We start from the raw sequence: 22,580 nt of genomic DNA on the forward strand, positions 1-22,580 counted from the left end.
TAGGAGAATCGTTCATATAGCCTCTTCTCTCGCTTTATGTTTAAGGTGCCTCCAAAAAAGGGATCGTTGCTGTACCCCTTTGCATAGTGCGAAATTTTTGTAACTAATTTCTTTCATTCAAGCGACAAACATTATACCGATAACAATAAGTAAGACCCAAGAACTTATTTTACCAATATACGAAAAAAGTAGCAATCTTTTGCCCCATATAAAGAAGCCAATTAGGAGAAATGAACGAGAGATTCATTCTATTCAATTCCTTCATTGATTAATAAAAAAACAAGCCACCCAACTATTGGATGGCTCTATACTATAAAGAGAATTTGTTATTGGATTACTTCAATTTCCCTTCAAAAACAATCTTCCTACCGCACGGCTCAACTACTGTTTTGCCGTCTTTCTTTACTTCATGAAAGATTGGCTCTTCCATACGACGAGACGGAGCGTAGCCTTCTTGTTCCATACGTGCTAAGCAGTCTGTAATTGTTTCATTTTCAAGTACTTCAAATTTCTTTTTATTAGGTTGTTTTGTCATGCCCTAACCTACTTTCTATTTTTCTTGATGCGAATTGATTTTTCATGTAGACCATATATAACATTGCGAGAATTCCCATTATAATCATAACCGCAATAAAAAAGCTTGTATACTGTATTTTTTCTATAAATACGCCGCCTAATACAGGTCCCATAATACTTCCTAAACTAAAAGCGATTCCGGATAATATATTACCTGCTGGTAGTAAGTGTCTCGGTAATAAATCAGTCATAAATCCAAGCCCTAAAGAGAAGCACGATCCAATAACCATACCCGCTAAAAGCATGCAGGCAAAGACGATCCAGTAATATTGATCAAATACGGCGGCAAGTAGAAAAATGCCCGTACTTATGCTAAACGTCCACGTTAATATACGGTCCCTTCCGTATTTGTCACTTAATATACCGAGCGGAATTTGTGTAATAATACCCCCAACTGCAAATGCTGGTAATAAGAAGGATACATCTGAAACAGACCACCCTTTACGAAGTGCGTATACTGGTAAGTTACTGTTTAACATCGCTTCAAGTACGCCATATGCAAGTGGACCTAGCAATGCAATCCATCCTAATCCAACAACTTGTTTATAACGAGAAAATGATGATTCACTCTTCACTTCTCTTTCATCTTGCGCTGGGAATGCATTTTTTGTTGGAAGTAGTAAAAGCCAACCTATTAGACAAAGTATAGTAGATATAATAAATGGTGTTGCAAGACCGTACTGCACAGTGCTTGCTAAATACGGACCAACGGCAAAACCAATTCCGAAGAATACACCATATATCGATACTTGTCTCCCTATTTTACTTGGGTCTGATGTTGTCGTGATCCATGTTTGTGTTCCGACATGAAGCATATGATCTCCGACTCCAACTAGAAATCTAAGGATAAACCATACCCAAAACGAAAATGTTTGTGTAAAAAAGAATAATGAAATAATAACGAGAAACCCACCTATAACAATAATCGGCTTCATTCCAAACCTTTGCATCGGTTTTTCAAGAAACGGCGAAATGACTAATATCCCAATGTACAATGCCGTCGCATGAATACCATTAATACTTGAACTAACCCCTTCTTGTTCAAAAATCATTGCAATGGCAGGTAAGAGCATTCCTTGTGACAAACCCGAGATTGCTACAATCCCAACCATAATCCAAAAAGTAAAACGCATTGACATCCCTTTCCCTCTCCTTCTCACGCTTCCACTTTTCATTATAAACTGTTTCTGCAAATGCGTGTACGAATATTCATAATAAAAAAGAAGCTAAAAGAATGAACCTTTTAGCTTCCTATCCTTCCCAAACTTGCGCTTTCACATTGTAATGAAAGTGTTTAAAATATGGATTTTCATAAAATGAAGGTCCATATAAGTAATGTTGCATATGAGCTGTTAGTGGCTGCTGCATCTGTAAAGGAACTACAGCTGGTGAAACTTGCATATACATCGGATCTATCATTATTTTTGTATAGATATGATGATTATATGGCGAATAAGCGATTAAGGATGGTTTATGCATTGATAATCTCCCCTTATACATACAAATGTTATAGTATATGCAACACTTCTCATTTCGGGGATTATTTCTGTTCTAACCAATCCTCTACATGTTTTATAAATACATCTAAACAATCAATAAACGGCGAGTGTCCGCAATCTTCTAATACCTTCAACTCTGCATTTGGCAAATGTTTCGCTAATTCCTCACCGACTACTTGCGGTACGACATAATCTCTATCACCTTGTATGACGAGTGTTGGCGCTTTAATACGATGAATTTGCTTACTTCCCCCTACAACCCCGTTATGTTCATCTGAAATATTAAATGTAATGAGCGCATAATTCACATCTACGAAATTACGTTGCGTTAACATATCATCTAAATACTTTTCATAACGGTCCGGTTCAGGTTGATTATGTGTATATATTAATAGATTCCATACTGTACGGTAATATAGTTTGTTCATATTTTTTATCGCGTCTAATACTGGAGCGATTTGTACTGGATCTTGCGCAATTTCTTCTTTCGTCTTTACTAAACTTGATACAATCGGCTGCCCATTCGTATCTTTTTTAAAGATTGGGTATCCTTTCATTCCTACTGATTCTACTAAAATTAACTTTTCTACAAAAGTTGGGTGGTTCGCTGTAAATTGCATCGCAACGCCACCGCCCATTGACCAGCCCATTAATGAGAATTTCTCTAGCTTTAACTCGTCGATAAATAATTTTATATCTTCTACAAAGTCTTGTAATGAATCTATGGACTGATTATACGTTGATTGTCCAAACCCTCTTAAATCAAGAGCGTAAATATGGTATTGATCTTGCAACTTTTCAATAACTAAATCCCAATGTTGTGACGATGTCATGTTCCCGTGAATGAGTAAAAGAATATCTGTATTTCGCCTTCCAACTTCCTGATATGCAATCGTTTCTCCGTTCGATAGTGAAACAAACTCCATTGTTGCAGGCTTAATCATCACAAGTTCCCCCATTCTATTTAATAGAAAGAAAATTCTTTACTTAATTAAAGAATAGCACGTAGAATGTACGTTCGCAACATAAAACCTATAAGAATTTTTTACATAAATCAACATGTCTATTACTAGACAATTATTATAAAAAAGTATATAGTTAGCTAGGTAACTAATTTGAAAGGATCAAAATACATGGACGAAAAACAACATTTTTTTCACATCGTCAGCCAGACTTCTCGAAAGTTTACGAAGAAATTTAATGAACGTGTATCTCCAACAGGGTTATTTAGTGCGCAATGGGCTGTTATTTTCCGCATTAATCAAACTGGTTCTTGTACGCAAACAGAATTGTGCCAGTATTTAAATGTTGAATCACCAACGATGACTCGTACGTTAACACGTATGGAAACGATGGGATGGATTATTCGTACAGAAGGTAAAGATCGCCGTGAGAAGCTCATTTCTTTATCCGAAACAGCGATAAAGATGATTCCAATATGGCAAGAAGAAGTTGATACTTTCGAAGAAAAAACGCTAGAAGGTATTAACGAAGATGATTTACATCAAGCATTTCAAGTGTTACAACAAATTATTAAAAATTTAGATTAAATTGGAGGGATGACGATGCAAAGTGAGAAACTTTGGACGAAGGATTTCCTCGGAACTTGTTTTAGTAGTCTATTTCTCTTCTTAACGTTTTACATGCTTATGACTACTCTGCCTGTCTATGTAATAGACGGCCTAAAAGGAAAACCTGAGGAAATTGGTTTAGTTGCAACTGTGTTTCTTATTTCTTCTGTTTTATGTAGACCATTCACAGGAAAATGGCTCGATGATTTAGGAAGAAAGAAAATATTATTTATTTCACTTTCATTATTTTTAGCCGCTACTGTTATGTATTTCGGTGCGCAAAGTTTATTCTTATTACTTGCCCTTCGCTTCTTACACGGTATTGGGTTCGGGATGGCAACGACAGCTACTGGTACGATCGTAACTGATGTTGCGCCAGCTCATCGACGAGGCGAAGCACTTGCATATTTCGGCGTATTTATGAGTCTACCGATGGTAATTGGTCCTTTTTTAGGTTTAACAATTATTTCTCATTTTTCGTTTACTGTGTTATTTATCGTTTGTTCCGTATTTTCATTACTTGCATTTTTATTAGGGCTACTTGTCGATATTCCTCACGAAGCACCTGTTAGCAAACAAAAACGTGAAAAAATGAAATGGAAAGACTTAATCGAACCATCTTCTATTCCAATTGCACTTACAGGATTTGTTTTAGCCTTTTCTTATAGTGGTATTTTATCCTTTATTCCTATTTATGCGAAAGAACTCGGTTTAAGTGAAATTGCAAGTTACTTCTTTATTTTATACGCACTTGTTGTTGTCATTTCTCGTCCATTTACAGGAAAGATTTTTGATCGCTTCGGTGAAAATGTACTCGTTTACCCTGCTATCATTATTTTCACAATCGGAATGTTCATATTAAGCCAAGCACAAACTTCATTTTGGTTCCTTGGCGCAGGTATGCTAATCGGTTTAGGTTACGGGACATTAATTCCGAGTTTCCAAACGATTGCGATTTCTGCCGCTCCAAACCATAGACGTGGTTCTGCGACAGCTACGTATTTCTCATTCTTTGATAGTGGTATTGGTTTTGGTTCTTTCATTTTAGGTATTGTCGCAGCGAAATCCAGTTATCATAATATGTATTTTATCGCAGCTATTATCGTTGCGTTCACTTTACTTTTATATTATGGATTACACGGACGAAAACAAAAATTCAAGAAACAACCTACAGACGGAAAAATTTCCGCTTAACGTTAATAAGGAAAGTAAACTTCCCCGTTTACTTTCCTTATTTTGTATTTCTTTCAAGACGAGCGTATACTTATAGTAGAAATAAAAAGGAGGGCCATATATGAAACTAAAAAGATCTCCCCTACTCTTACTTATACTAACATTCATATTTGTAATTACAGGGCTTGGGTTTACTTACTTCAAACAAAATAAAACGACCCCATCAAAACATAATGTGACAAAAGAAAACTGGTTAAATGACCCTTACTTACGTTGGTCATATACCCATATGAAAGAATTCACTTTAGTTAATAACGTAAAAAACAATCCTGACCAAATTGCTCACTTCCCTTCCGCATTGCAAAACTTAGACGATTTTGCTGTGGAGCGTAGATTCGGAAATACAACTCCTCTAAAAAAACTTTTAGACGATAACAAAACAGATGCTTTTGTCGTTGTACATAATGGACAACTTGTTTACGAACGATATTTCAATGGGTATAAACAGAATGAACCTCATGGTATGGCATCATTAGCAAAAGTCTTTACCGGGGCAATTATACAATCTCTCGCTGAAGAAAAACGTATTGACTTAGAAAAAACAGCTGACACTTACATAAAAGAATTAAAAAACACACCGTTCGGTAATGCCACACTTCAGCAATTAATGGACATGCAAGTTTCAGCTGAATATCCTACTCATGGATATGAGCAACCTGGGCTAGAAAATCAAGATGCACAATTATATTTAGCTAGCAATATTTTACCCCGCGGCAAAAATTACGACGGTCCCATGAAAATTTATGATATGTTACGGGAAGCCGAAGAAACTGCACCGCCTGGTTCTTCCTTTTCTTACAATAACGGATCAACAGAAACGCTCGCTTGGATTATTAGAACTATTACTGGTAAATCACTAGCTGAAAATGTAAGTGAACGAATTTGGTCTCAAATTGGTATGGAAGAAAACGCGTATTACGTTACAGATGAAACAAAAGTAGAACAAGCTAGTGCTGGATTAAATGCAACTGCTAGAGATATGGCGAGATTTGGGCAATTACTATTAAACAACGGGGAATATAACGGAAAACAAATTCTCCCTTCTTCTATTACAGAAAGTGTAAAAAATGTACAAGAAGGTGAACTTGAAATTAGTAGTGGCGCTTCTATTTCTTATCATAATCAATGGTGGATTCCCCACAATGAACAAGGTGCTTTCGAAGTGTTAGGTAGTTACGGACAAACACTTTACATCGATCCGAAAGCCAATATGGTAATCGTTCATTTCTCTTCTAACGCAACGCCAAGTAATGAAATACATTCGGTTTATTCAAATATGTATATTGATATTGCACATCATTTAGAAAAGCTTCCACAGTAGTGGAAGCAGGAGTTTAAACCTTGCACAGTTATGACTATTCAATTGAACACTCGATCTGTTGTGCTAAAACGTCAATATAGTAAAAAAGGATCTCTCTTGATATAGAGAGATCCTTTTTTTTATTTCTTCTTCTTTTCTGTCGGTTGGCTTTGTTTAGCGAAATTAGATGAATCATCGAAATTTGGTTGCTTTTTACCTGCATTATTACTTCTACCTTTTCCCATATGTAATGCACCTCCCCTCATCCTTACTATTCCCAATAAAAAACTCCTCTTGCGTTCAGGAAAAAATTTTTATTGTCGCTTATTAATAATGTCCAACAGTTCTCGTAGTACTTCCAACACTCTCGGTTCTGCCATACCATATTGTATACTTTCAACCATAATGTTAATGGTGATCATCATGCTGAGCTTGATAAAGAACAGCTTGTGGATAAAAAACCGTACATTCCATACATGTGAAAGAAGTTTTAGTGGTATTTTGACTCATCCAAGCATATAAAGTAACTAAATACTTGCTTGGTACCTATCTGTTTGTTGCACAAAACCAACATCCCTAGTAATCTCTCGTAAGATATTTGGAGATAACAATCTTTAAAATTCTTAAGCAAATAATTGTAATTCATCAGATACAAGAATAGACATAAAAAAACGCTATCCTTTCCTATATATTTATAGAAAGAATAGGTTTTTTCATTTTAATAGTATTACTTGATAGTATTGGCATTCCTATTAAAGCTAATATACAAATAACATCAATAAACTTGTAACTATGCCAACCCAAATGCAAAGAATGAAACAATAACCCATAATGTCTTTAATTTTCAATCCCAGCACACCTAAAAGAGGTAATGCCCAGAACGGCTGAATCAAATTTGTCCATGCGTCCCCCCAACCTACCGCCATAGCGATAGTAGCCGGATCTACACCTAACTTCAATCCTACCGGGACCTGCAGTGGTCCTTGTAAAGCCCATTGCCCCCCGCCAGATGGCGCCAATAAGTTTACCAACCCGGCTGACCAATATGTAAATATATCAAATGTATCCTTTGACGCAATGGATGCCATCCATTCAATGATTGAGCTTCCCAAACCTGAACTACCTAAAACAGCAATAATCCCTGCATAAAATGGAAACTGTAAGATAATTGGAGAAATGGATTGCGCAGATTCTTTGAATCCTTGTGCAAAGTTACCAAGAGAACCATGTAGGAGCAAACCAAGTGACAAGAAAAACAAATTAATGATATTTAATTCTAAACTATGACCGTTCATGAATTCATAAACACAATACAACGTGCCGATTGCGCCTAATATTATTCCTAAAACTGGTGTCCATTCCAGTTTTTCCGCAGGAGTTAAACTTTTTTGAGGAGGTTTTACAAAAGAATTTGTATCAGTTTCGATTGCTTTATAGCTGATAATCCCACTTTTAGGAGCCATAAGTACAATAATAATTGGCATCGTGATGAATAGAGTGAAAAAAATAATTAAAGTAGAGTAACTAAAGATTGTTTGTGAGGTAGGAATAATTCCAATCATATCTACAAGAAAATGATCCTTTGTGGCAATTGTCAGGCCAATAGAACTGGAGAGACCTGCGCTATATAAGGCTGTCGGAGCATAAGCAGCTGCTACAAGTAATGGAAAATGTGCATTCGCATTCTTTTTTGCTACTTCCTTTGCAATGATAGCTCCCACAACTACGGCTAGACCCCAATTGATATAGTATGCAATTGCACTGATCAAAAATGTCATCGTATAGGCCTTTTGAGGTGTATCGGCTAACTTTGCAACAGACTGCAAGGCTCTATTAATAAACGGGACAGAAGCTAACGTCATCCCTGTAACCATTAGCAATACCATTTGCATTGTAAACGTTAAATAAGTCCAAAACCCATCCCCCCAAGATTTTACGATTTTGTACGGATTTGAGGGATTCATCAACAAAGCTATAATGAAAGTAAATAAAGTGAGCAGCACTGCAATAACAAAGGCATCCGGGACATATTTCTGAGACCATCTCGAAAATATATTTGCACATCGTGTAAGCAACGATTCTTTCTTTTCTGGTTCTGAATTTGTCTCCATTAAGGAATGTTTCATAAATATTCTCCTTTCTAAATTTTAATAAGGTAAATATAAATAACATTCCACAAAAGAAAATAAAATCCTTTTGCACTTGCTGCATATTAATCAACTAGATCAATATTCAAATACCGTTCCTTTCAACCTTTCTGGGCATTACCAGCATTAGCGATAGCTGGTTTAGGTGCTCGTGACATTATGGGATTTTGTGTTGTGAACTTACTATATGCGGGTTTTATCATTTAGTCTATACTTCTTATTTATTTAAACGAAAAGCTAGTTTTATACTAGTTTTTTTACATAATAAATCATTTATTTCCCATGCAATTTATAACTGTATTCCACTCTACGTCCTTAAGATGTAATGCCTCAAACGCAAAAAAATCTTCACACACTCTTTCAATTAGATATGGATTTTCCCTCAAAAAATTCCACTGTAATACTTTAGGAAGAAAATGCATTTCATATTCTTTACTTCCCCGTACTACCTCATCAACTTCTCTTTCACAAATTCCTCTTATCAAGTAGTCATTTCTTAACTCAATTTGAATTTGTTGAAATGTATCGCTGCATTTTTTCAATTGAAGTAAACGCGTAACATACTTCCGAAAAAGTTCGCCATCATACTGAACACAGTTTATAATACGGTCGACTTCATTCATAATGTACGAGCCTTTTCTTCTATTTGTAATAACCATTTTTCACGCTTTGATACTTTACTCGTTTTCACAGATTGAAACACTGACCGTTTTATATCGCGAATGCCACAAAAACGTAAAACACCTCTCTTCATCATAATCCAATCTGCTGATCGATATAACAATGCGACGTACCATAGAGGCGAGTCTAACGTATTAATAACCCACGCTTTTTTCCCTTGCAATAATCCTTTCGGCAGAACCCCTTCATATTTATAAGCAAATCCAGCTACGAAAATACGATCGATAAATCCTTTTAAAATTGCTGGCATCCCCCACCACCATATTGGATAGATGAATAAAAGTGTATCTGCTTCTTCTACTAACGTTCTGTACCGAGCTGTTTCTTCTTCATTTACTAAATCACGTCTTTTCTTCTCTTCATGAAATACGAGGACTGGATCAAATTGTTCTTTGTATAAATCAAGTACGGTAACTGAATGATTTGTTTCCTGTAGTCCTTTTTGCACATGATTTAAAATCGCCGCGTTAAAACTTGAAGGATTAGGATGAGCGTATACAATTAGTACATTCACTACATAACAACTCCCTCTATAAGTTAAAGTTTCCCCTTCTTTAACAACTTCTCTACAATTTGCACGTTTTTCGAACTTTGTAATAAACGGTTTAATACAGTAAGTAACTCTTCCTTTTCTAAATCTTTCAGTTTCTCTTTAACTGCACTCTCACCAGTGCCTTGAATATCATAAACAACTGCCGCCATATGTTTACAATAATTTTCATAGGGACACTCACAGTTACTTTCTGAAAAATCTTTGAGGTCGATAACGACTTCATAATTTCCTGCATTACCATTCACAAAAGCAAATACTTTATTATCATGTACTTCAACATCTTCTACATGTCCATCTTCATAATATTCATATCCTCTATCAATAATATATTTCGGAATATGCCTATATAGTTCTTTTATTAAATAAGCATACATAACAACACCTCTTCCTTTAATTCCCTTTTGACTTCTAGAGCCCCTGCATGTTATTCTAATAACTGTCAAATAGCAAGTCTATATGACAAAATGACTGACACCTATTCGGCGAAGGTGTCTCTTTTCATTTGCAGCCGATATGAATTGCCTCTTTCAGGCACATTCAATTTTTGACACTACACACTCAACACCATTCCCTGTATCAGGCTGCTTTAGCAGTCTTTTACTCTACATACTCCGTTATTTTAAGAAAAAAAGAGAGCTTAGCTCCCTTTTCTCGCCTTATACAATACCCCTTTTTCAGCATAGAGATATTCATCAGCTAATGTAATTTTCCCATCCAGTTTTAGTTCGTCTAATAATCTTGATAAATAAAATTGATGCAACATCTTTTTCGTGAATTTTCCTTCATGATGCGAAACGATATGTTCTTGAATATCTAATAATGATATCGGCTTATCTTGCTCTATCATATATTCATAAACTGTACTACGCAGTTTTACGTATTTTTCGAGTGTCACAGTAATGCGCAACCCCTTTCTTCTTAATATAAATTTTCGTAATCGGTTTTTTTGCAATAAAAAAACCTCTCCGATAAGAAGAAGTTACGTATATATCTTCGTCTTATCTCCCAGAACAAATATGTTCTGCTGGAATTAGCACCTGCATCGCGGTTGCTGGGTTTCATCGGGCCAGTCCCTCCACCTCTCTGGATAAGAAAATATTCACTTAATTCTTACTATACGTAATTCCACTTTAATTGTCAAACAAATATAATAAATATAACAAATTATATTTTCTTCCTTACTGTTCATACTACCCATATACGAACATGCAAGGAGGATTATGAAATGCATCAAAATGCTCGCGGATATGTACAAGATTCTTTTCAATCATTACAAGAAGCTAAAAATTGTTTAGAAGAAGCGCTCGAAACAGTTGAAAAAGATTTTAATCGCGCTCGTATTGAACAATCACTTTATGCTGTTGAACAAGCTATTCAACGTTGCGAGTACACCGTTCACATTTTAGAAAAAGATTAAAAACTTCCCATCTATTGATGGGAAGTTTTTTCAAATGGCATACTTCATAATTATTGCCGTTATGATTAAAAAATATACAGAATTAGCAATTTCTAAAATTCCTACTTTTATAATAGAAATTTTTTTGCCATACAACACAATTGCTCGAATGACACTTGGTATAAAAATAAGAGAACACCACGGATTAATCGCAAATACAATTATCGTTAATAAGATATGATATCCCCAAGATATAAGACGATACTTCGGGTTATTTTTTTCACGAATCATCGTTTTCACATAGAACGTACTACCTAAAAAGTATAAAAATGAAATAAGTGCAATGAATAAAGCTGTATGATCGATTTGCTTCATTGAAAAGGAATAACTAATTAACCCACCGATACAAAACACAATGATTGCACAAATATCATTTAATAGTGCTCTTTCATTTTTTTGACGGGCGTAATACATATTCACTATAAATAATGGAATCATTACTATTACGAATAAAAGAATTCGCCACTCATATAATAAAGAAATCATCCCAAATAGGAACGCAATAATGAAATAAACAATGGCAGCTTGTAAAAACTCTTTTTTTCGTCTTTGCTTTATGTACGTAAGAAATGGATACGTGGCTAAATAGATAAAAAACCACGCTAAAAACAATGGAATATGATAAATAGTAGGTTTCCCAAGTATGACACTTAATAAAAAAGGAATAACAAGCATGGCCCATGCACCATGTTGCTTCGGAATAACTAACTTCATTAACTATACACCTCACTTTTGAAAAAAGTTCTCACCTACCATTATACAAATAATTTTATATAATAACGGATGCATATTAAATCAATTTTTTGACAAAAAAATGCTCCTTACAATATGTAAGAAGCATGAAAGAGGCAAACGAATATGTAAGTCGCGACCCTACCTTATATGAGTATGCTTTTCTATGTCACGTTATGCTCATCTAATATACCGTATTTCTTTTTAAATCTTGTAAGAATCGTAATCCAAGATGTACTAAATAGTAGTAAGAAAATAACATTCGAAATCGCATGGCTCAAATCAAAGTAAAAACTTGCGATATAATACGAAATGACAGTTTCCCACGTTGCTTCTCGTATAAAACCGAGAAGGCCCCAGAAATTCATAATCCAGCCAAATAAAAAGCCAACAATTACTCCGTAAAGAAGTCTTCCCCATAGCTTTTTCATAAAAAATGTATTACGAAGTAGACCTGCTATAAAACCAATCATGCCCCACGAAAACATTTGCCACGGTGTCCACGGACCTTGTCCTAAAAAAATATTAGATACAATTGCTGCTGTAGCACCAATCATAAAACCAGTTTCACTTCCAAATACAATTGCAGAAACGATAATGACAAAAGAAGTTGGTTGTACACTTGGTAAAATAGAAAATGGCACCCGGCTTACTGCTGCAATTGCCGCTAATACAGCAACGAGAACAATTTCACGTGAAACAAACGCCTTTCTTTCAAAACGGATATAGAAAGGTAACATAATAACCGCTAATATAAACAAACTACTTAACATGTAATAACCGTCCATGACAAGTGTCGTAAGAAGTAATGTGCCGATTATTACTGCAAAGATACATATTATGAATGCAACATATCTTTTGGACAAGCTTCGTACACATCCTCCCACGTTAATGCATATGGCAATTCTTTTCGAATGAATCGGTTAATAGATGTTGTATAAAAGAAGTTGCCGCTAAAAAATTCTTTCGGTGCATCATTCATAATGACTGTTCCATCAAATAACATCATACATTGATCAACGTATTTCGCTGCAAACTCAATATCATGCGTTGCCATTACAATTGTTGTACCTTCTTTTTGTAGCTTCCTAAATAGCTCTCCTACTCTTTCTTTCTTCCATGGATCCAACCCCTTTGTCGGTTCATCAAGTAATAATAGCGTTGGCTTTGATAATAACGTCGTACATAACGCAAGTAATTGTTGCTCTCCTCCGCTACAATCGTGCGGATGGCGTTCTTTAAGCGAATACAACCAAAACTGTTTTAGCGTATCTTCTGCTATTTCTTTTCCTTGTTCTCCGTATAATTCACGTGCACGTTCATACACTTCTTCCCACACTGTATCAAATGTAAAATGATAATACGGATGCTGCGATACATACCCAATACTTTTAAATCGTTCTTTCGAATCAATTTTATGTATTACTTTTCCGTTCCACTTTACTTTCCCTCTTCTCGCTTTTTGTAATCCTGCTAAAATCGTTAACAGTGTAGACTTACCTGTACCGTTCTTCCCAACGAGCGCTACCCATTTTCCTTTTTCAATCGAAACTGATAAATCACGTAAAATAAGCGGACTATTTTTTTCATATTGGAACGAAATATGCTCTGCGCTTAAAATTACCTCTTGCTTTTCACTTTGTGCTATTGGCTCATTTACATATGATATCGCTGCAAAATCATTCATTTTCATTTGCGCCTCTCGCACTGTAAATGGAATATCTCTCACATTCCACTCTAAAAATAGCCTTGGAATTTGCGGAATAAATGGACGGAATGTTTCTACTCCCCACATATCCGTAATAACAAATTTAGGACTACCATCATACATAATACGGCCATTATCCATACAAACAACGCGTGTTGCAAGCGGGATAACTTCATCTAAACGATGTTCACTTAAAATAATCGTAATTCCAAGTTCTTCATTAATCCGTTTTAATAATCCTAAAAACTCTTTTGCAGCGATTGGATCTAACTGCGCTGTCGGTTCATCTAATAATAGCAATTTCGGCTGCATAACTAATACCGCAGCTAAATTGACAAGCTGCTTCTGCCCACCAGATAACGTATGAACAGATTGATGCAATAAATCTTGAAATCCTAAAAAGCTAATAAGCTCTGCTATTCTTTTTTGAATAATATGTGATGGTAATCCGATATTTTCTAAAGAAAATGCTAATTCTTGAATCACTGTATCCATAACAATCTGGTTTTCTGGGTTTTGAAATACCATCCCAATTTCTTGGGCAGATAACAAATCAGCTACTTCCTCTATTAAAACACCCTCATAAAATATCTCTCCAGAACGCGTACCAATTGGAAGTAACTGCTTTTTAAAATGTTTTAATAACGTCGTCTTCCCAGATCCCGATCCTCCAGCAAGTGCAATAAACTCACCTTTTTGAACAGAAAGAGAAATATGCTGTAACGCTTTTTCATTTTCATCAGCATATACAAATGATAAATTGTTTATTTCTGCATGCGCCACCATATCCATTCTCTCCCTTCCATTATGATTGGTAAACTAATAAACATCGTAAATACGACAAACATCATCCCATCGTATTGCTGAAATAGAATCGATTCGACTTTCGGATAAATAATCAATTTCCCCCCGTCATAATTACTACATATAATAGCAGCTATAAATAAAATGATTAAATAATTGAGCGTATACCAATCGCGCCTTTCCATTCTATAGCGAATATACGTCGTACGCTTCGTTACACCAAATCCACGAGCTTGCATAGAATCTGCCGTTTGCAGTGCATCTTCTAATGAACAAATTAATAATACTTGCAGTAATTGCATACCATTTTTGACGCGTTCTATTATCGAACCTGAATCTACCTGCACACCTTTCGTTTTTTGGACGAGTGTGATTTTCTTTAATCGCCTTATAAACAAAGGAACAAATCTCACTGTAATCATCGTTAACAATGTAACTTTCGGTGAAATTCTTGAAAACAAATATAAAAATTTATGACTGGAAATAATATTATTGTATGACGCAAACGTAAACATAACTGCAACTAGTAATAACCCCATTACTATTCCAAACATAATCGCCTCAAGCTTAATACGGCTATCACCTAACCAAAATAACGTAGTTCGACCTCTATGCGTTAATAACGAATTAAATAAAATTACCATCAAAAAGAAAACAATTGTGCCCGGTAGCATCTTTCTTATCTTTTCGCTATTTCCTTGCATCACATTTAACATAATAATTAATACTATTGCTCCAATTAAAAAAAGAGGATGAAGACACATCATACATAGTATCATCACCCCGATATAATAGAAAAAATTCACAAAAGGATGTAAAGAAGAAAAACTTATTTTCATAGCCCTTTACCGAATGCCTTTCTTATTGTAATACGTATACCCACTCAATTGTATCGCCTGGTTTTACCGCAGCTACACCAGCACTATGGTTTGGAAAAGCACCGTTCACACGATATTTCCAACCACTAGTATCCGAAATATCTTTTTCATATAAATCATTAATACCTTTTACATAAATACTATCTCTAGATCCGCTTGCATCAACATCTAATCCTGTACGTTGCAATACTTTATACACTGTATCGCCTTCTTGTACATCCATCTTTTTCGCACCCATTATATATCCGTTATTTCCTTTTACCGAGATTGTTACTTGTTTTGCTTGCGGTTTCGGTACTGGTACTGGATCTGGTTTTGGTGGTTCAGGTTTTGGTACTGCCGGAGTCGGTATCGTTTTCTCCGCTTTATTCGGATCAACTTTTTGCTCCTGCTTCGGTGTTTCTTTCGGCTGATTCACAACCTTTGCTTCTTCTTTTACTTCTGGTGCTTTCGGTTGTTGTTTCTCTTCTTGTGCTGGTTGCTGCTCTGGTTGCTTATTTACAGCCGGCTGTTCTTTCGGTTGTTCCTGTTGTTTCTCTTCTTTCTTTACCTCTGGTTGTGCCTGCGGCTTTTCCTCTTTCGGCTTCTCTTCTACTTTTTGTTCTTGTTTCTCTTTCTGCTCTTCTTGCTGCTTTTGCTCTGATTCAGCTTGCTTTTCTTCTGTTTTTTCTTCCGGCTTCGCTTCATCTTTTTGTTCTTCTTGTTTCGCTACCTCTTCTTGCTTCGGTTCTACCTTCTTCTCAGGCTTTACAGCTGCCTCTTCACATCCGGCAAGTAGCCCGAGCGAAAGCAGTAAAGAAATGAACCATTTCACCTTACTCATCATATCTCTCACCTTTCATACGAAAATTAGGAGCAAATAATTGCTCCTAATTTTTTGTTAAGCTGCTTTACGTCTCCATAATACATATGCAGAAGCAATACATAATACACCCATACCTACTTCTGTTGCTGCACTATGAGAAGATGCTCCTGTTTTTGGTAGACTGTTACCGTTTCCGATTTTTTTATTCTTAACCGGTTCGTTATCTACAACTACTTTTAGATTTTCATCTTTTGTTTCTTGTTGTACTTGGTCTTGTTCTTTCGGTTCTTCAGTAACTTCTTTTTCTACTACATTATTTTCTAGTTCAACGACCTTTTCTGGCTCTTCAATCGGTTTTGGCTTAATTACATCACCAACGTCTACATTAGACCAATCATAAATAGATTTTCCCATTTCCTTAAATTGAAGTAATGCTAAAAGAGCCTGTTCTGTAGCCATTCCGTTACCATTTTGATCACTTGGTAACCATTTAAATTCACCATTTGAAAGTTGATATGATAATAGGTTTTGTATTGCCTTATGAAGACGGTTTTGATCTACATCTTTAACAAGCGATAATCCAATAATTGCTTGCGCAGTACTATTTGAATTTTCTTGTCCATCAGCTGAAAAACCACCATTTTGCAGCTGTTCGTTATATAAATACGCAACAGCTTTTTGTATAGCTGGTTTCACATCTGATCGCTCTTGATAAGGAGCTAATGCTGATAAAACCATACCTGTTACATCAACGCTACTAGCACTATCTTTACTACCTGAACTATTATAAGTCCATCCACCGTCTGTATGCTGATTATTTAACAGTGCTTCCACTAGAGCAACTCTGTTCCATTTTGATTCAACTGGAATCTCATACTTCTTCGTATCAAATGCAAGTAAAGCAAATGCATAACCTGTAACAGAATTCACTTTATCTGACTCATACAATTTTTGAACTAAATTATGTCCACCTACATTTTTAGGGTCTGCATTCATTGCATTCATCATAATAATTGTTCTAGCTAAATCTGTCGCTGAAAAACGGTTAATACGCTTTTCTACTTTTTCAGTTACTGACTTAACATAATTTAATTTTGCCTCAATTGGCACATTCTTTCCAGAACGAGAAAGCGCTACAGCTACCCAGTCACTTTCAATTCCATCTTGTAACATCTTATCTGATGTTTTAGAAATGGCTTCGTTTAATTGTGCACTTGGATCTTGAATGTTCTCTTGCTGTGGTTGTTCTGTTTTTTTCCCATCTGGCGTTTTACCGTCTTGATCACCTTGGTTTTTCTCATCTGGCGTTTTACCGTCTTGGTCACCTTGGTTTTTTCCATCTGGTTTTTCACCGTCTTGGTCACCTTGATTTTTCCCATCTGGCGTTTTACCGTCTTGGTCGCCTTGGTTTTTCCCATCTGGCGTTTTATCATCTTGACCTTCTGATTTTGGTTCTTCTGTTTTGCCACCGTTAGGTTCTTCTGTTTTACAAGTCCCGAACTTATCTAACGTTTCTTTCAATGTTTCCTGGCTCATATTGCTCCAGTCTGAAACAAAACGGAATACAACAACATCACCAGACTCTAATTTATAACTATCTGCCCCAACTTGTGCAGATGTATCATTTACATCGTATGTCCAACCACTTGTAGCCCCGGCCATTAAGCCATCGATGCCTTTTACATATGTTCCAAACGACATCGTTTCAGATTCTACCTTGTCCCCCATGACCTTTTGCAGCAAACTTAAAGCTGTTTCCCCATCTTTAATTTGCTCTTCTTTCGGACATAACATAATGCCTTTTTGTGATTCCCCAATAATTGCAAGTTTTGCTGTATTTTCTTCAGCAAACGTAATATGTACTGTATTCGCAAAAGAAACAAATACAAGTGTCACTGCCATTAACGACGTAAGCAGCCACTTTTTCAACATTGCCATCCCAAAATTTCCTCCCTTACTACCATTTACACAAAAAAAGGCCCTTCAAGGGCGTGCGATTGACACTCTCTTTTTGTAAGTGTCGAACAAAAATGTACAACACCTCCTACCCGCATTATTCGCGGCTATATTTGTATAGGAAAAATAATTTTGTTTATGAACGTATCATTGTGATAACATTCACTTTTCTCGGCACAACTTACTTCCATTTAAGTTATCGTAAAACGATAAACCTATACATTCTGTAAATTTTAAATTTCTGTATTATTTTACTATTGACAAAGAATTTTGTCCATGCTTTATCGGATTTATTTTCTAAGAATAATAACTTATTAACTCTTAACTATGTAAACTCCTTTCACTAATAATGACGCCATCTTCATCCGCATAGACATATTCATTTGGATTCCAATCCACTTGTCCAAAGTGCAATGAAATATTCCGTTCTCCTTTTCCTTCTTTCACACTTCTATTTGGCATCGTTCCTAACGCTAAAATACCAATATTAATATTCTTTAGTTCACTAGAATCACGAACATACCCATTCACAATAATTCCTGCTAGCTTTCTTTCTTCCGCAATAGCTGCCAAATTATCACCGAGTAACGCACAGTTAGTAGACGCTCCGCCATCAACAACTAATACTGTTTCTTCTGGTAATGTTTGCAATCCTTCCTTCACTAGTACATTATCATCTTTCACTTTTACAGTTGCAATTTTTCCGTGGAATTGTTCTTTCTTCCCAAAAGATTGAAAAGACTGGCGACATATTTGTAATTCCTTTTCAAATTCATCACATAGATCTGTAGTTTTCCACATCTTGTTCCCTCTTTTCCTTTTTCTTTCTACATAACATATTCTTGGCTTATTTTCGTTTCCCTGTCTAATATTGCAATAATTTGTATGTACGGGAAAGGATACAAAAACTATTGCCTTAAGAAGCTACCTTTATTATAATCTATTCCACGGATTAAATTCAGAATATTAAAAATTAACCAAGTGAAGAAGGAGGGATTTTATGCAAATACAAACTGAGACAAAAAAACAATCTAGTAAACAAAAGTTTAAAATGCCTGATGCTTACGTACTACTATTTTTTATTGCCTTACTTTGCGCCATTGCTACGTATTTCGTTCCTGCTGGAGAATTTAAAAGGGTTACAAACGGGACCGTTACAACAACAATACCAGGTAGCTACCATTCTGTTCCGCAATCACCCGTAGGATTTGTTTCTTTTTTTACCGCTATTGAAAAAGGAATGACACTTGCTGCTCCTATTATCTTTCTAATTTTATTTACGGGCGGGGCTATTGCAATTCTTGAAAAAACAGGTGCCCTTGACGGTTTAATCTATCATGTTATTAACAAATTTCGTAATCAGCAATTACTTTTCATTTGTATAGTTGCCGCACTTTTTTCTATTCTTGGAACGACTGGCATTATCGTTAATTCAGTTATCGGTTTTATCCCCATCGGCATCATCGTTGCACGCACATTAAAATGGGACGCTATCGTCGGTGTAGCAATTATTTATTTAGGTACTTATGCTGGCTTTAATGCTACTATTTTATCTCCCTCACCTTTAGGCATTTCACAAAAGATTGCAGAACTTCCGATGTTTTCCGGAATTGGTTTACGCACCGCAATCTATATATCTTTTTTACTTGCCACTATCCTTTATATAAATTGGTATGTAAAGCGCTTGAAAAAATCGAATAAAGGAAGCATTCTTGGCGATAACTGGTTTCCAAGTAACGCTCTTTCAAGCGAAAAAGAAACAGAGAAAAAACAAGTTCCTTGGACGATACGTCATAAATTAATTTTAATCGTTTCAGCTTTATCATTAATTGCATTTTTAATAGGCGCTTTTCGTCTACATTGGACGGACGCAGAAATGACTGCTACTTTTATTTTCATAGCAATTATAGCGGGAATAATAGGTGGTATGAAAGCAAACGATATCGCTTCTACTTTTCTAGCAGGTTGCCAAAATCTCATATACGGTGCTTTAATCGTTGGAATGGCTCGTTGTATTTCAGTCATTTTAGAACAAGGAAAATTGCTTGATACGATTGTTAACCAACTCGCACAAACTCTCGAAGGACAAAGCCCTGTATTTGGTGTTATCGGCATGTATGTGAGTAGTGCCGCATTACATTTCCTTATTTCATCCGGGACAGGAGAATCGGTTATTTTTATTCCGATATTAGCTCCATTAGCTGATTTCATGCACATTACACGCCAAGTTACAGTACAGGCTGTTATGCTTGGAGAAGGTGTAGTCAACTGCTTAAATCCAACTTCCGGTGTTTTAATGGGCGTTCTCGCAGCAAGCGGCATTTCTTACGGCAAATGGATTCGATTCATGGCTCCACTTGCATTCATTTGGTTTATCATTGGACTTGTTTTTCTTATTATTGGGGTGAATATTGAGTGGGGACCGTACTAAAATACCCATATATACTTAACTTGATAAAATATCTATCCTATTCTCCTCTTCAATCCTATAAAAATCATTTATTCTAGTAAACATATAAGAAGGGATTGATCATAATGATCAATCCCTTTTATCAAAATATAATACCTTTAAAAATCTTAGTTCCAAATTTTATTTACCCATTCAGGATGATCAATAAAAGGATTGCGGTTATGTTGATATTTTGTAAAAATCACTTCATTACGCTTTCGCTCTAAATCATCGACCGGGTCTTGTTCATTCCATTTTAATAAAACAGATAGTTTCCCCATGTATGCATCTTTATTGTTATTCACTTTTTCATTTAGTTCTAAATCTATTTCGCCGTTGTCCCCCTCGTAACGAACAGCCATATAAAACAGCATTCTAGCAATATCTCCTTTTACACTATCACGAGGTTCCCAAGAATCACTATCATATTTACATTCTGTCGCTTCAGAATGATTTACACCACCGTTATCAAAATCCAGATTTCCACGTGAACTATTTACAGATACATCCGTCGCTCTTAAATGATGTAGATCTGTTCCAGGTCCTGCAGTCGTTCCAAAGTCACCGTGAGATTTTGCCCAAACATGCTCACGGTTCCAGTTATTTACTCCTGATCCATTCGTAAGCTTCCCTTGCGAACGACCAGTATATAAGAGTATCACATTATTTTTATTATTTGGATCTTCATCAGTATCTCTTAGTGCTTCCCAAACCGCACTGTATGATAACTTTGTATGATTATCAATAATATTATGCAGTTCCTTCTTTAATTCTAAGCCCGTTTTTCCTATTGCGTTATTATAATATGTATCGTCATAACTTTTTACAATAATCTCTTGTGCTGATGCAGGAGCTACTTCACCGTGTATAGTATCTGTGAATGATAGAGATGCAGAACCTAAAATAAAAAATGAAGATAGTGTAATCATAGCAATCTTTGTATTTCGAAACTTCATATACCCATTCCCCTTTAAAATATAATTTGAAGCTATTAACTAAAAAGCGCTTTCTAACCCCCGAAACCTTTTAGAAACCCATACCCCTTTTCTGTTTATTTAATACAAGACTCTATCCAGTCTGTATCACTTCTAAACTTTTTGTTTATTCACATTCCAAACAATTTCACTTTTTACAAGGAATATCCTTCTCTTATAAAGATTATTAAAATATTCTTTACAATTTAAAAGTAGTTTAATATTAACTTATAAATTGTAATTTATTTATGCAATAATACATATTTGATAATTTGTTCAAAAGCATTTAAAGAAAACTGTGCTCAAATATATAAAATTTAATATAGAAATTAAAAATCCGATGCTAATATGAATTCTTTTCTCTACAAATAAAAAAAGAATGTGTCTCACACATCCCTTTTTTCATTCCCATTTGTAAAAGGATTCTATATCCCTTCAAGTCTTACTATTTATTTCGTTATCTCACCAAACTGCGCTCTCGTCACTTTCACCAAGTCATCAACTTTAAGCTCAATTTGTATACCGATTTTCCCGCCGCTTACTATCATCGTTTCAAGTGATTGGGCGCTTTCATCGATACATGTAGAAAATAGCTTTTTCATTCCGACTGGCGAACAACCACCGCGAATATACCCTGACACTTTCGTAATATCTTTAACAGGAATCATTTCAATCTTTTTTTCACTTACTGATTTTGCCGCAGCTTTTAAATTTAGTTCCTCATCTACCGGGATGATAAACACATGATAATTTTTACTATTCCCTTGAGCGATTAACGTTTTATATACTTCTTTCACTTCTCTTCCAATTTTCTCGGCTACTGATACGCCATCAATTTTCCCATCATCTGGATCATATGACATCATCGAATATTCAATTTTCTCTTTATCTAATATTCGCATCGCATTTGTTTTATCTTTTTTCATGGGTTTCTCCTTAAAAAGTCATTTCATAACATTAATTTTGCTTTTATTATACACCCTTTTCCATTTCTCCTACATAACTTCACGTATTTTTCAAAACTAAAAATATTGATAATTGAAAAATCATCTGATATAATTTGGAAAAACTTATGTTAAGGAGAGATTTGTAATGAGAAATTTTAATACTTCTTTCCAACTTCATCATCATACGTAACGCCGTGTATCCGAAGAAAAATTTTTCTTCGTGGGTACAGGGCTTTTCCTGTTGACCCACGAAGCGTTCATAAAGCTATGTGGGTATTTTTATACCTGCATAGCTTTTTTTAATTTAAAAA

The 22,580-nt window shown here is 35.4% G+C and carries 23 protein-coding genes, 2 pseudogenes and 1 riboswitch; of the genes and pseudogenes, 6 read left to right on the forward strand and 19 right to left on the reverse strand.

The features are described 5' to 3' along the window. Nucleotides 1-334: 334 nt before the first annotated feature. The 4 genes from BAQ53_RS15395 to phaZ form a co-directional block, all read right to left on the reverse strand. A complete protein-coding gene (locus BAQ53_RS15395; RefSeq protein WP_000166303.1) occupies nucleotides 335-535 on the reverse strand; it encodes an NETI motif-containing protein in 201 nt (66 codons plus the stop codon). Next, nucleotides 519-1,715, reverse strand: a complete 1,197-nt coding sequence (locus tag BAQ53_RS15400; RefSeq protein WP_000062798.1) for an MFS transporter — start codon at nucleotides 1,713-1,715, stop codon at nucleotides 519-521. Before BAQ53_RS15400 ends, BAQ53_RS15395 begins: the two co-directional genes overlap by 17 nt. A gap of 112 nt (nucleotides 1,716-1,827) precedes the next feature. Beyond that, nucleotides 1,828-2,055 carry a hypothetical protein gene (locus BAQ53_RS15405; RefSeq protein ID WP_000549500.1) on the reverse strand — a complete coding sequence of 76 codons (228 nt, stop codon included), beginning with the start codon at nucleotides 2,053-2,055 and terminating at the stop codon, nucleotides 1,828-1,830. 61 nt (nucleotides 2,056-2,116) lie between these two features. Beyond that, a complete protein-coding gene (gene phaZ / locus BAQ53_RS15410; protein WP_000594872.1) occupies nucleotides 2,117-3,019 on the reverse strand; it encodes an intracellular short-chain-length polyhydroxyalkanoate depolymerase in 903 nt (300 codons plus the stop codon). Between the two features lie 189 nt (nucleotides 3,020-3,208). Between phaZ and BAQ53_RS15415 the strand changes: the two genes are divergently transcribed. The 3 genes from BAQ53_RS15415 (at nucleotide 3,209) to BAQ53_RS15425 (ending at nucleotide 6,200) form a co-directional block, all read left to right on the forward strand. Then, entirely contained in the window at nucleotides 3,209-3,625 is a 417-nt protein-coding gene (locus BAQ53_RS15415; RefSeq protein WP_000343675.1) for a MarR family winged helix-turn-helix transcriptional regulator, read from the forward strand. Between the two features lie 15 nt (nucleotides 3,626-3,640). Next, nucleotides 3,641-4,840 (forward strand): MFS transporter, encoded by a 1,200-nt coding sequence (locus BAQ53_RS15420; protein WP_001190318.1) that lies wholly within the window; start codon nucleotides 3,641-3,643, stop codon nucleotides 4,838-4,840. A 100-nt stretch (nucleotides 4,841-4,940) separates the two neighbouring features. Next, nucleotides 4,941-6,200, forward strand: coding sequence for a serine hydrolase domain-containing protein (locus BAQ53_RS15425; RefSeq protein ID WP_000769542.1), 1,260 nt, complete (start codon nucleotides 4,941-4,943; stop codon nucleotides 6,198-6,200). A 441-nt stretch (nucleotides 6,201-6,641) separates the two neighbouring features. On the opposite strand, the pseudogene BAQ53_RS26645 reads toward BAQ53_RS15425, so the two are convergent. Continuing rightward, nucleotides 6,642-6,790, reverse strand: a pseudogene (locus tag BAQ53_RS26645) (IS4 family transposase); the annotation flags it as partial. A gap of 147 nt (nucleotides 6,791-6,937) precedes the next feature. After that, nucleotides 6,938-8,305: a short-chain fatty acid transporter gene (locus BAQ53_RS15430; protein ID WP_208905746.1), complete on the reverse strand. Its 1,368-nt coding sequence runs from the start codon at nucleotides 8,303-8,305 to the stop codon at nucleotides 6,938-6,940. Nucleotides 8,306-8,428: 123 nt separating this feature from the next. Between BAQ53_RS15430 and BAQ53_RS15435 the strand changes: the two are divergent. Then, nucleotides 8,429-8,555: pseudogene (locus tag BAQ53_RS15435) on the forward strand (TIGR00366 family protein); the annotation flags it as partial. A 40-nt stretch (nucleotides 8,556-8,595) separates the two neighbouring features. Here BAQ53_RS15435 and BAQ53_RS15440 read toward each other — a convergent pair. The 4 genes from BAQ53_RS15440 to BAQ53_RS15455 all read right to left on the reverse strand — a co-directional run bounded on the left by BAQ53_RS15440 (nucleotide 8,596) and on the right by BAQ53_RS15455 (nucleotide 10,455). After that, on the reverse strand, nucleotides 8,596-8,949 hold the full coding sequence (locus tag BAQ53_RS15440; RefSeq protein ID WP_208905748.1) for a group-specific protein: 354 nt from the start codon (nucleotides 8,947-8,949) through the stop codon (nucleotides 8,596-8,598). Next, nucleotides 8,946-9,521, reverse strand: coding sequence for an NAD(P)H-dependent oxidoreductase (locus BAQ53_RS15445; RefSeq protein ID WP_001101654.1), 576 nt, complete (start codon nucleotides 9,519-9,521; stop codon nucleotides 8,946-8,948). Before BAQ53_RS15445 ends, BAQ53_RS15440 begins: the two co-directional genes overlap by 4 nt. Nucleotides 9,522-9,544: 23 nt before the next feature. Beyond that, on the reverse strand, nucleotides 9,545-9,934 hold the full coding sequence (locus tag BAQ53_RS15450; protein ID WP_000271475.1) for an SWIM zinc finger family protein: 390 nt from the start codon (nucleotides 9,932-9,934) through the stop codon (nucleotides 9,545-9,547). A gap of 263 nt (nucleotides 9,935-10,197) precedes the next feature. Next, the gene (locus BAQ53_RS15455; protein ID WP_000171476.1) at nucleotides 10,198-10,455 is read right to left on the reverse strand and encodes a hypothetical protein; all 258 of its coding nucleotides are present in this window, start codon (nucleotides 10,453-10,455) and stop codon (nucleotides 10,198-10,200) included. A 100-nt stretch (nucleotides 10,456-10,555) separates the two neighbouring features. After that, a riboswitch (SAM riboswitch) is annotated at nucleotides 10,556-10,654 on the reverse strand. Nucleotides 10,655-10,785: 131 nt separating this feature from the next. Here BAQ53_RS15455 and BAQ53_RS15460 point away from each other — a divergent pair. Beyond that, the gene (locus tag BAQ53_RS15460; RefSeq protein WP_000554032.1) at nucleotides 10,786-10,977 is read left to right on the forward strand and encodes a hypothetical protein; all 192 of its coding nucleotides are present in this window, start codon (nucleotides 10,786-10,788) and stop codon (nucleotides 10,975-10,977) included. 30 nt (nucleotides 10,978-11,007) lie between these two features. Here BAQ53_RS15460 and BAQ53_RS15465 read toward each other — a convergent pair whose 3' ends face one another. The 7 genes from BAQ53_RS15465 to rraA all read right to left on the reverse strand — a co-directional run bounded on the left by BAQ53_RS15465 (nucleotide 11,008) and on the right by rraA (nucleotide 18,700). Beyond that, nucleotides 11,008-11,730 carry a YwiC-like family protein gene (locus BAQ53_RS15465; protein WP_151522572.1) on the reverse strand — a complete coding sequence of 241 codons (723 nt, stop codon included), beginning with the start codon at nucleotides 11,728-11,730 and terminating at the stop codon, nucleotides 11,008-11,010. Nucleotides 11,731-11,912: 182 nt separating this feature from the next. Beyond that, complete coding sequence (locus BAQ53_RS15470) at nucleotides 11,913-12,614, reverse strand: ECF transporter S component (protein WP_000044907.1); 702 nt, start codon at nucleotides 12,612-12,614, stop codon at nucleotides 11,913-11,915. Beyond that, entirely contained in the window at nucleotides 12,587-14,248 is a 1,662-nt protein-coding gene (locus BAQ53_RS15475; protein WP_208905750.1) for an ABC transporter ATP-binding protein, read from the reverse strand. The genes BAQ53_RS15470 and BAQ53_RS15475 overlap by 28 nt, the downstream gene beginning before the upstream one ends. Further along, nucleotides 14,221-15,099: an energy-coupling factor transporter transmembrane component T gene (locus tag BAQ53_RS15480; RefSeq protein WP_208905752.1), complete on the reverse strand. Its 879-nt coding sequence runs from the start codon at nucleotides 15,097-15,099 to the stop codon at nucleotides 14,221-14,223. Before BAQ53_RS15480 ends, BAQ53_RS15475 begins: the two co-directional genes overlap by 28 nt. Nucleotides 15,100-15,121: 22 nt before the next feature. Next, a complete protein-coding gene (locus tag BAQ53_RS15485; protein ID WP_089149243.1) occupies nucleotides 15,122-15,961 on the reverse strand; it encodes a DUF4430 domain-containing protein in 840 nt (279 codons plus the stop codon). A 57-nt stretch (nucleotides 15,962-16,018) separates the two neighbouring features. Then, nucleotides 16,019-17,881 carry a DUF4430 domain-containing protein gene (locus tag BAQ53_RS15490; protein WP_001241067.1) on the reverse strand — a complete coding sequence of 621 codons (1,863 nt, stop codon included), beginning with the start codon at nucleotides 17,879-17,881 and terminating at the stop codon, nucleotides 16,019-16,021. A 339-nt stretch (nucleotides 17,882-18,220) separates the two neighbouring features. Next, complete coding sequence (gene rraA, locus BAQ53_RS15495; RefSeq protein ID WP_061884406.1) at nucleotides 18,221-18,700, reverse strand: ribonuclease E activity regulator RraA; 480 nt, start codon at nucleotides 18,698-18,700, stop codon at nucleotides 18,221-18,223. A gap of 199 nt (nucleotides 18,701-18,899) precedes the next feature. Here rraA and BAQ53_RS15500 point away from each other — a divergent pair, with 199 nt between their 5' ends. Further along, nucleotides 18,900-20,330 carry a YfcC family protein gene (locus BAQ53_RS15500; RefSeq protein ID WP_208905754.1) on the forward strand — a complete coding sequence of 477 codons (1,431 nt, stop codon included), beginning with the start codon at nucleotides 18,900-18,902 and terminating at the stop codon, nucleotides 20,328-20,330. A gap of 146 nt (nucleotides 20,331-20,476) precedes the next feature. Here BAQ53_RS15500 and BAQ53_RS15505 read toward each other — a convergent pair whose 3' ends face one another. Further along, entirely contained in the window at nucleotides 20,477-21,304 is an 828-nt protein-coding gene (locus tag BAQ53_RS15505; RefSeq protein WP_000672179.1) for an endonuclease I family protein, read from the reverse strand. A 467-nt stretch (nucleotides 21,305-21,771) separates the two neighbouring features. Next, entirely contained in the window at nucleotides 21,772-22,248 is a 477-nt protein-coding gene (ybaK, locus tag BAQ53_RS15510) for a Cys-tRNA(Pro) deacylase (RefSeq protein WP_000710851.1), read from the reverse strand. Nucleotides 22,249-22,580 lie beyond the last annotated feature (332 nt).

Source organism: Bacillus sp. B25(2016b), from assembly GCF_001679765.1.
Taxonomy (GTDB): Bacteria; Bacillota; Bacilli; order Bacillales; family Bacillaceae_G; genus Bacillus_A; species Bacillus_A thuringiensis_K.

Coding starts and splice junctions, on each gene's coding strand:
- BAQ53_RS15465 (WP_151522572.1), bottom strand. CDS start 11,730: ATGAAGTTAGTTATTCCGAAGCAACATGGTGCATGGGCCATGCTTGTT.
- BAQ53_RS15405 (WP_000549500.1), bottom strand. CDS start 2,055: ATGCATAAACCATCCTTAATCGCTTATTCGCCATATAATCATCATATC.
- ybaK (WP_000710851.1), bottom strand. CDS start 22,248: ATGAAAAAAGATAAAACAAATGCGATGCGAATATTAGATAAAGAGAAA.
- BAQ53_RS15450 (WP_000271475.1), bottom strand. CDS start 9,934: ATGTATGCTTATTTAATAAAAGAACTATATAGGCATATTCCGAAATAT.
- BAQ53_RS15420 (WP_001190318.1), top strand. CDS start 3,641: ATGCAAAGTGAGAAACTTTGGACGAAGGATTTCCTCGGAACTTGTTTT.
- BAQ53_RS15485 (WP_089149243.1), bottom strand. CDS start 15,961: ATGAGTAAGGTGAAATGGTTCATTTCTTTACTGCTTTCGCTCGGGCTA.
- BAQ53_RS15505 (WP_000672179.1), bottom strand. CDS start 21,304: ATGAAGTTTCGAAATACAAAGATTGCTATGATTACACTATCTTCATTT.
- BAQ53_RS15395 (WP_000166303.1), bottom strand. CDS start 535: ATGACAAAACAACCTAATAAAAAGAAATTTGAAGTACTTGAAAATGAA.
- BAQ53_RS15400 (WP_000062798.1), bottom strand. CDS start 1,715: ATGTCAATGCGTTTTACTTTTTGGATTATGGTTGGGATTGTAGCAATC.
- rraA (WP_061884406.1), bottom strand. CDS start 18,700: ATGTGGAAAACTACAGATCTATGTGATGAATTTGAAAAGGAATTACAA.
- BAQ53_RS15460 (WP_000554032.1), top strand. CDS start 10,786: ATGCATCAAAATGCTCGCGGATATGTACAAGATTCTTTTCAATCATTA.
- BAQ53_RS15475 (WP_208905750.1), bottom strand. CDS start 14,248: ATGGATATGGTGGCGCATGCAGAAATAAACAATTTATCATTTGTATAT.
- BAQ53_RS15415 (WP_000343675.1), top strand. CDS start 3,209: ATGGACGAAAAACAACATTTTTTTCACATCGTCAGCCAGACTTCTCGA.
- BAQ53_RS15430 (WP_208905746.1), bottom strand. CDS start 8,305: ATGAAACATTCCTTAATGGAGACAAATTCAGAACCAGAAAAGAAAGAA.
- BAQ53_RS15500 (WP_208905754.1), top strand. CDS start 18,900: ATGCAAATACAAACTGAGACAAAAAAACAATCTAGTAAACAAAAGTTT.
- BAQ53_RS15440 (WP_208905748.1), bottom strand. CDS start 8,949: ATGAATGAAGTCGACCGTATTATAAACTGTGTTCAGTATGATGGCGAA.
- BAQ53_RS15490 (WP_001241067.1), bottom strand. CDS start 17,881: ATGGCAATGTTGAAAAAGTGGCTGCTTACGTCGTTAATGGCAGTGACA.
- BAQ53_RS15480 (WP_208905752.1), bottom strand. CDS start 15,099: ATGAAAATAAGTTTTTCTTCTTTACATCCTTTTGTGAATTTTTTCTAT.
- phaZ (WP_000594872.1), bottom strand. CDS start 3,019: ATGATTAAGCCTGCAACAATGGAGTTTGTTTCACTATCGAACGGAGAA.
- BAQ53_RS15425 (WP_000769542.1), top strand. CDS start 4,941: ATGAAACTAAAAAGATCTCCCCTACTCTTACTTATACTAACATTCATA.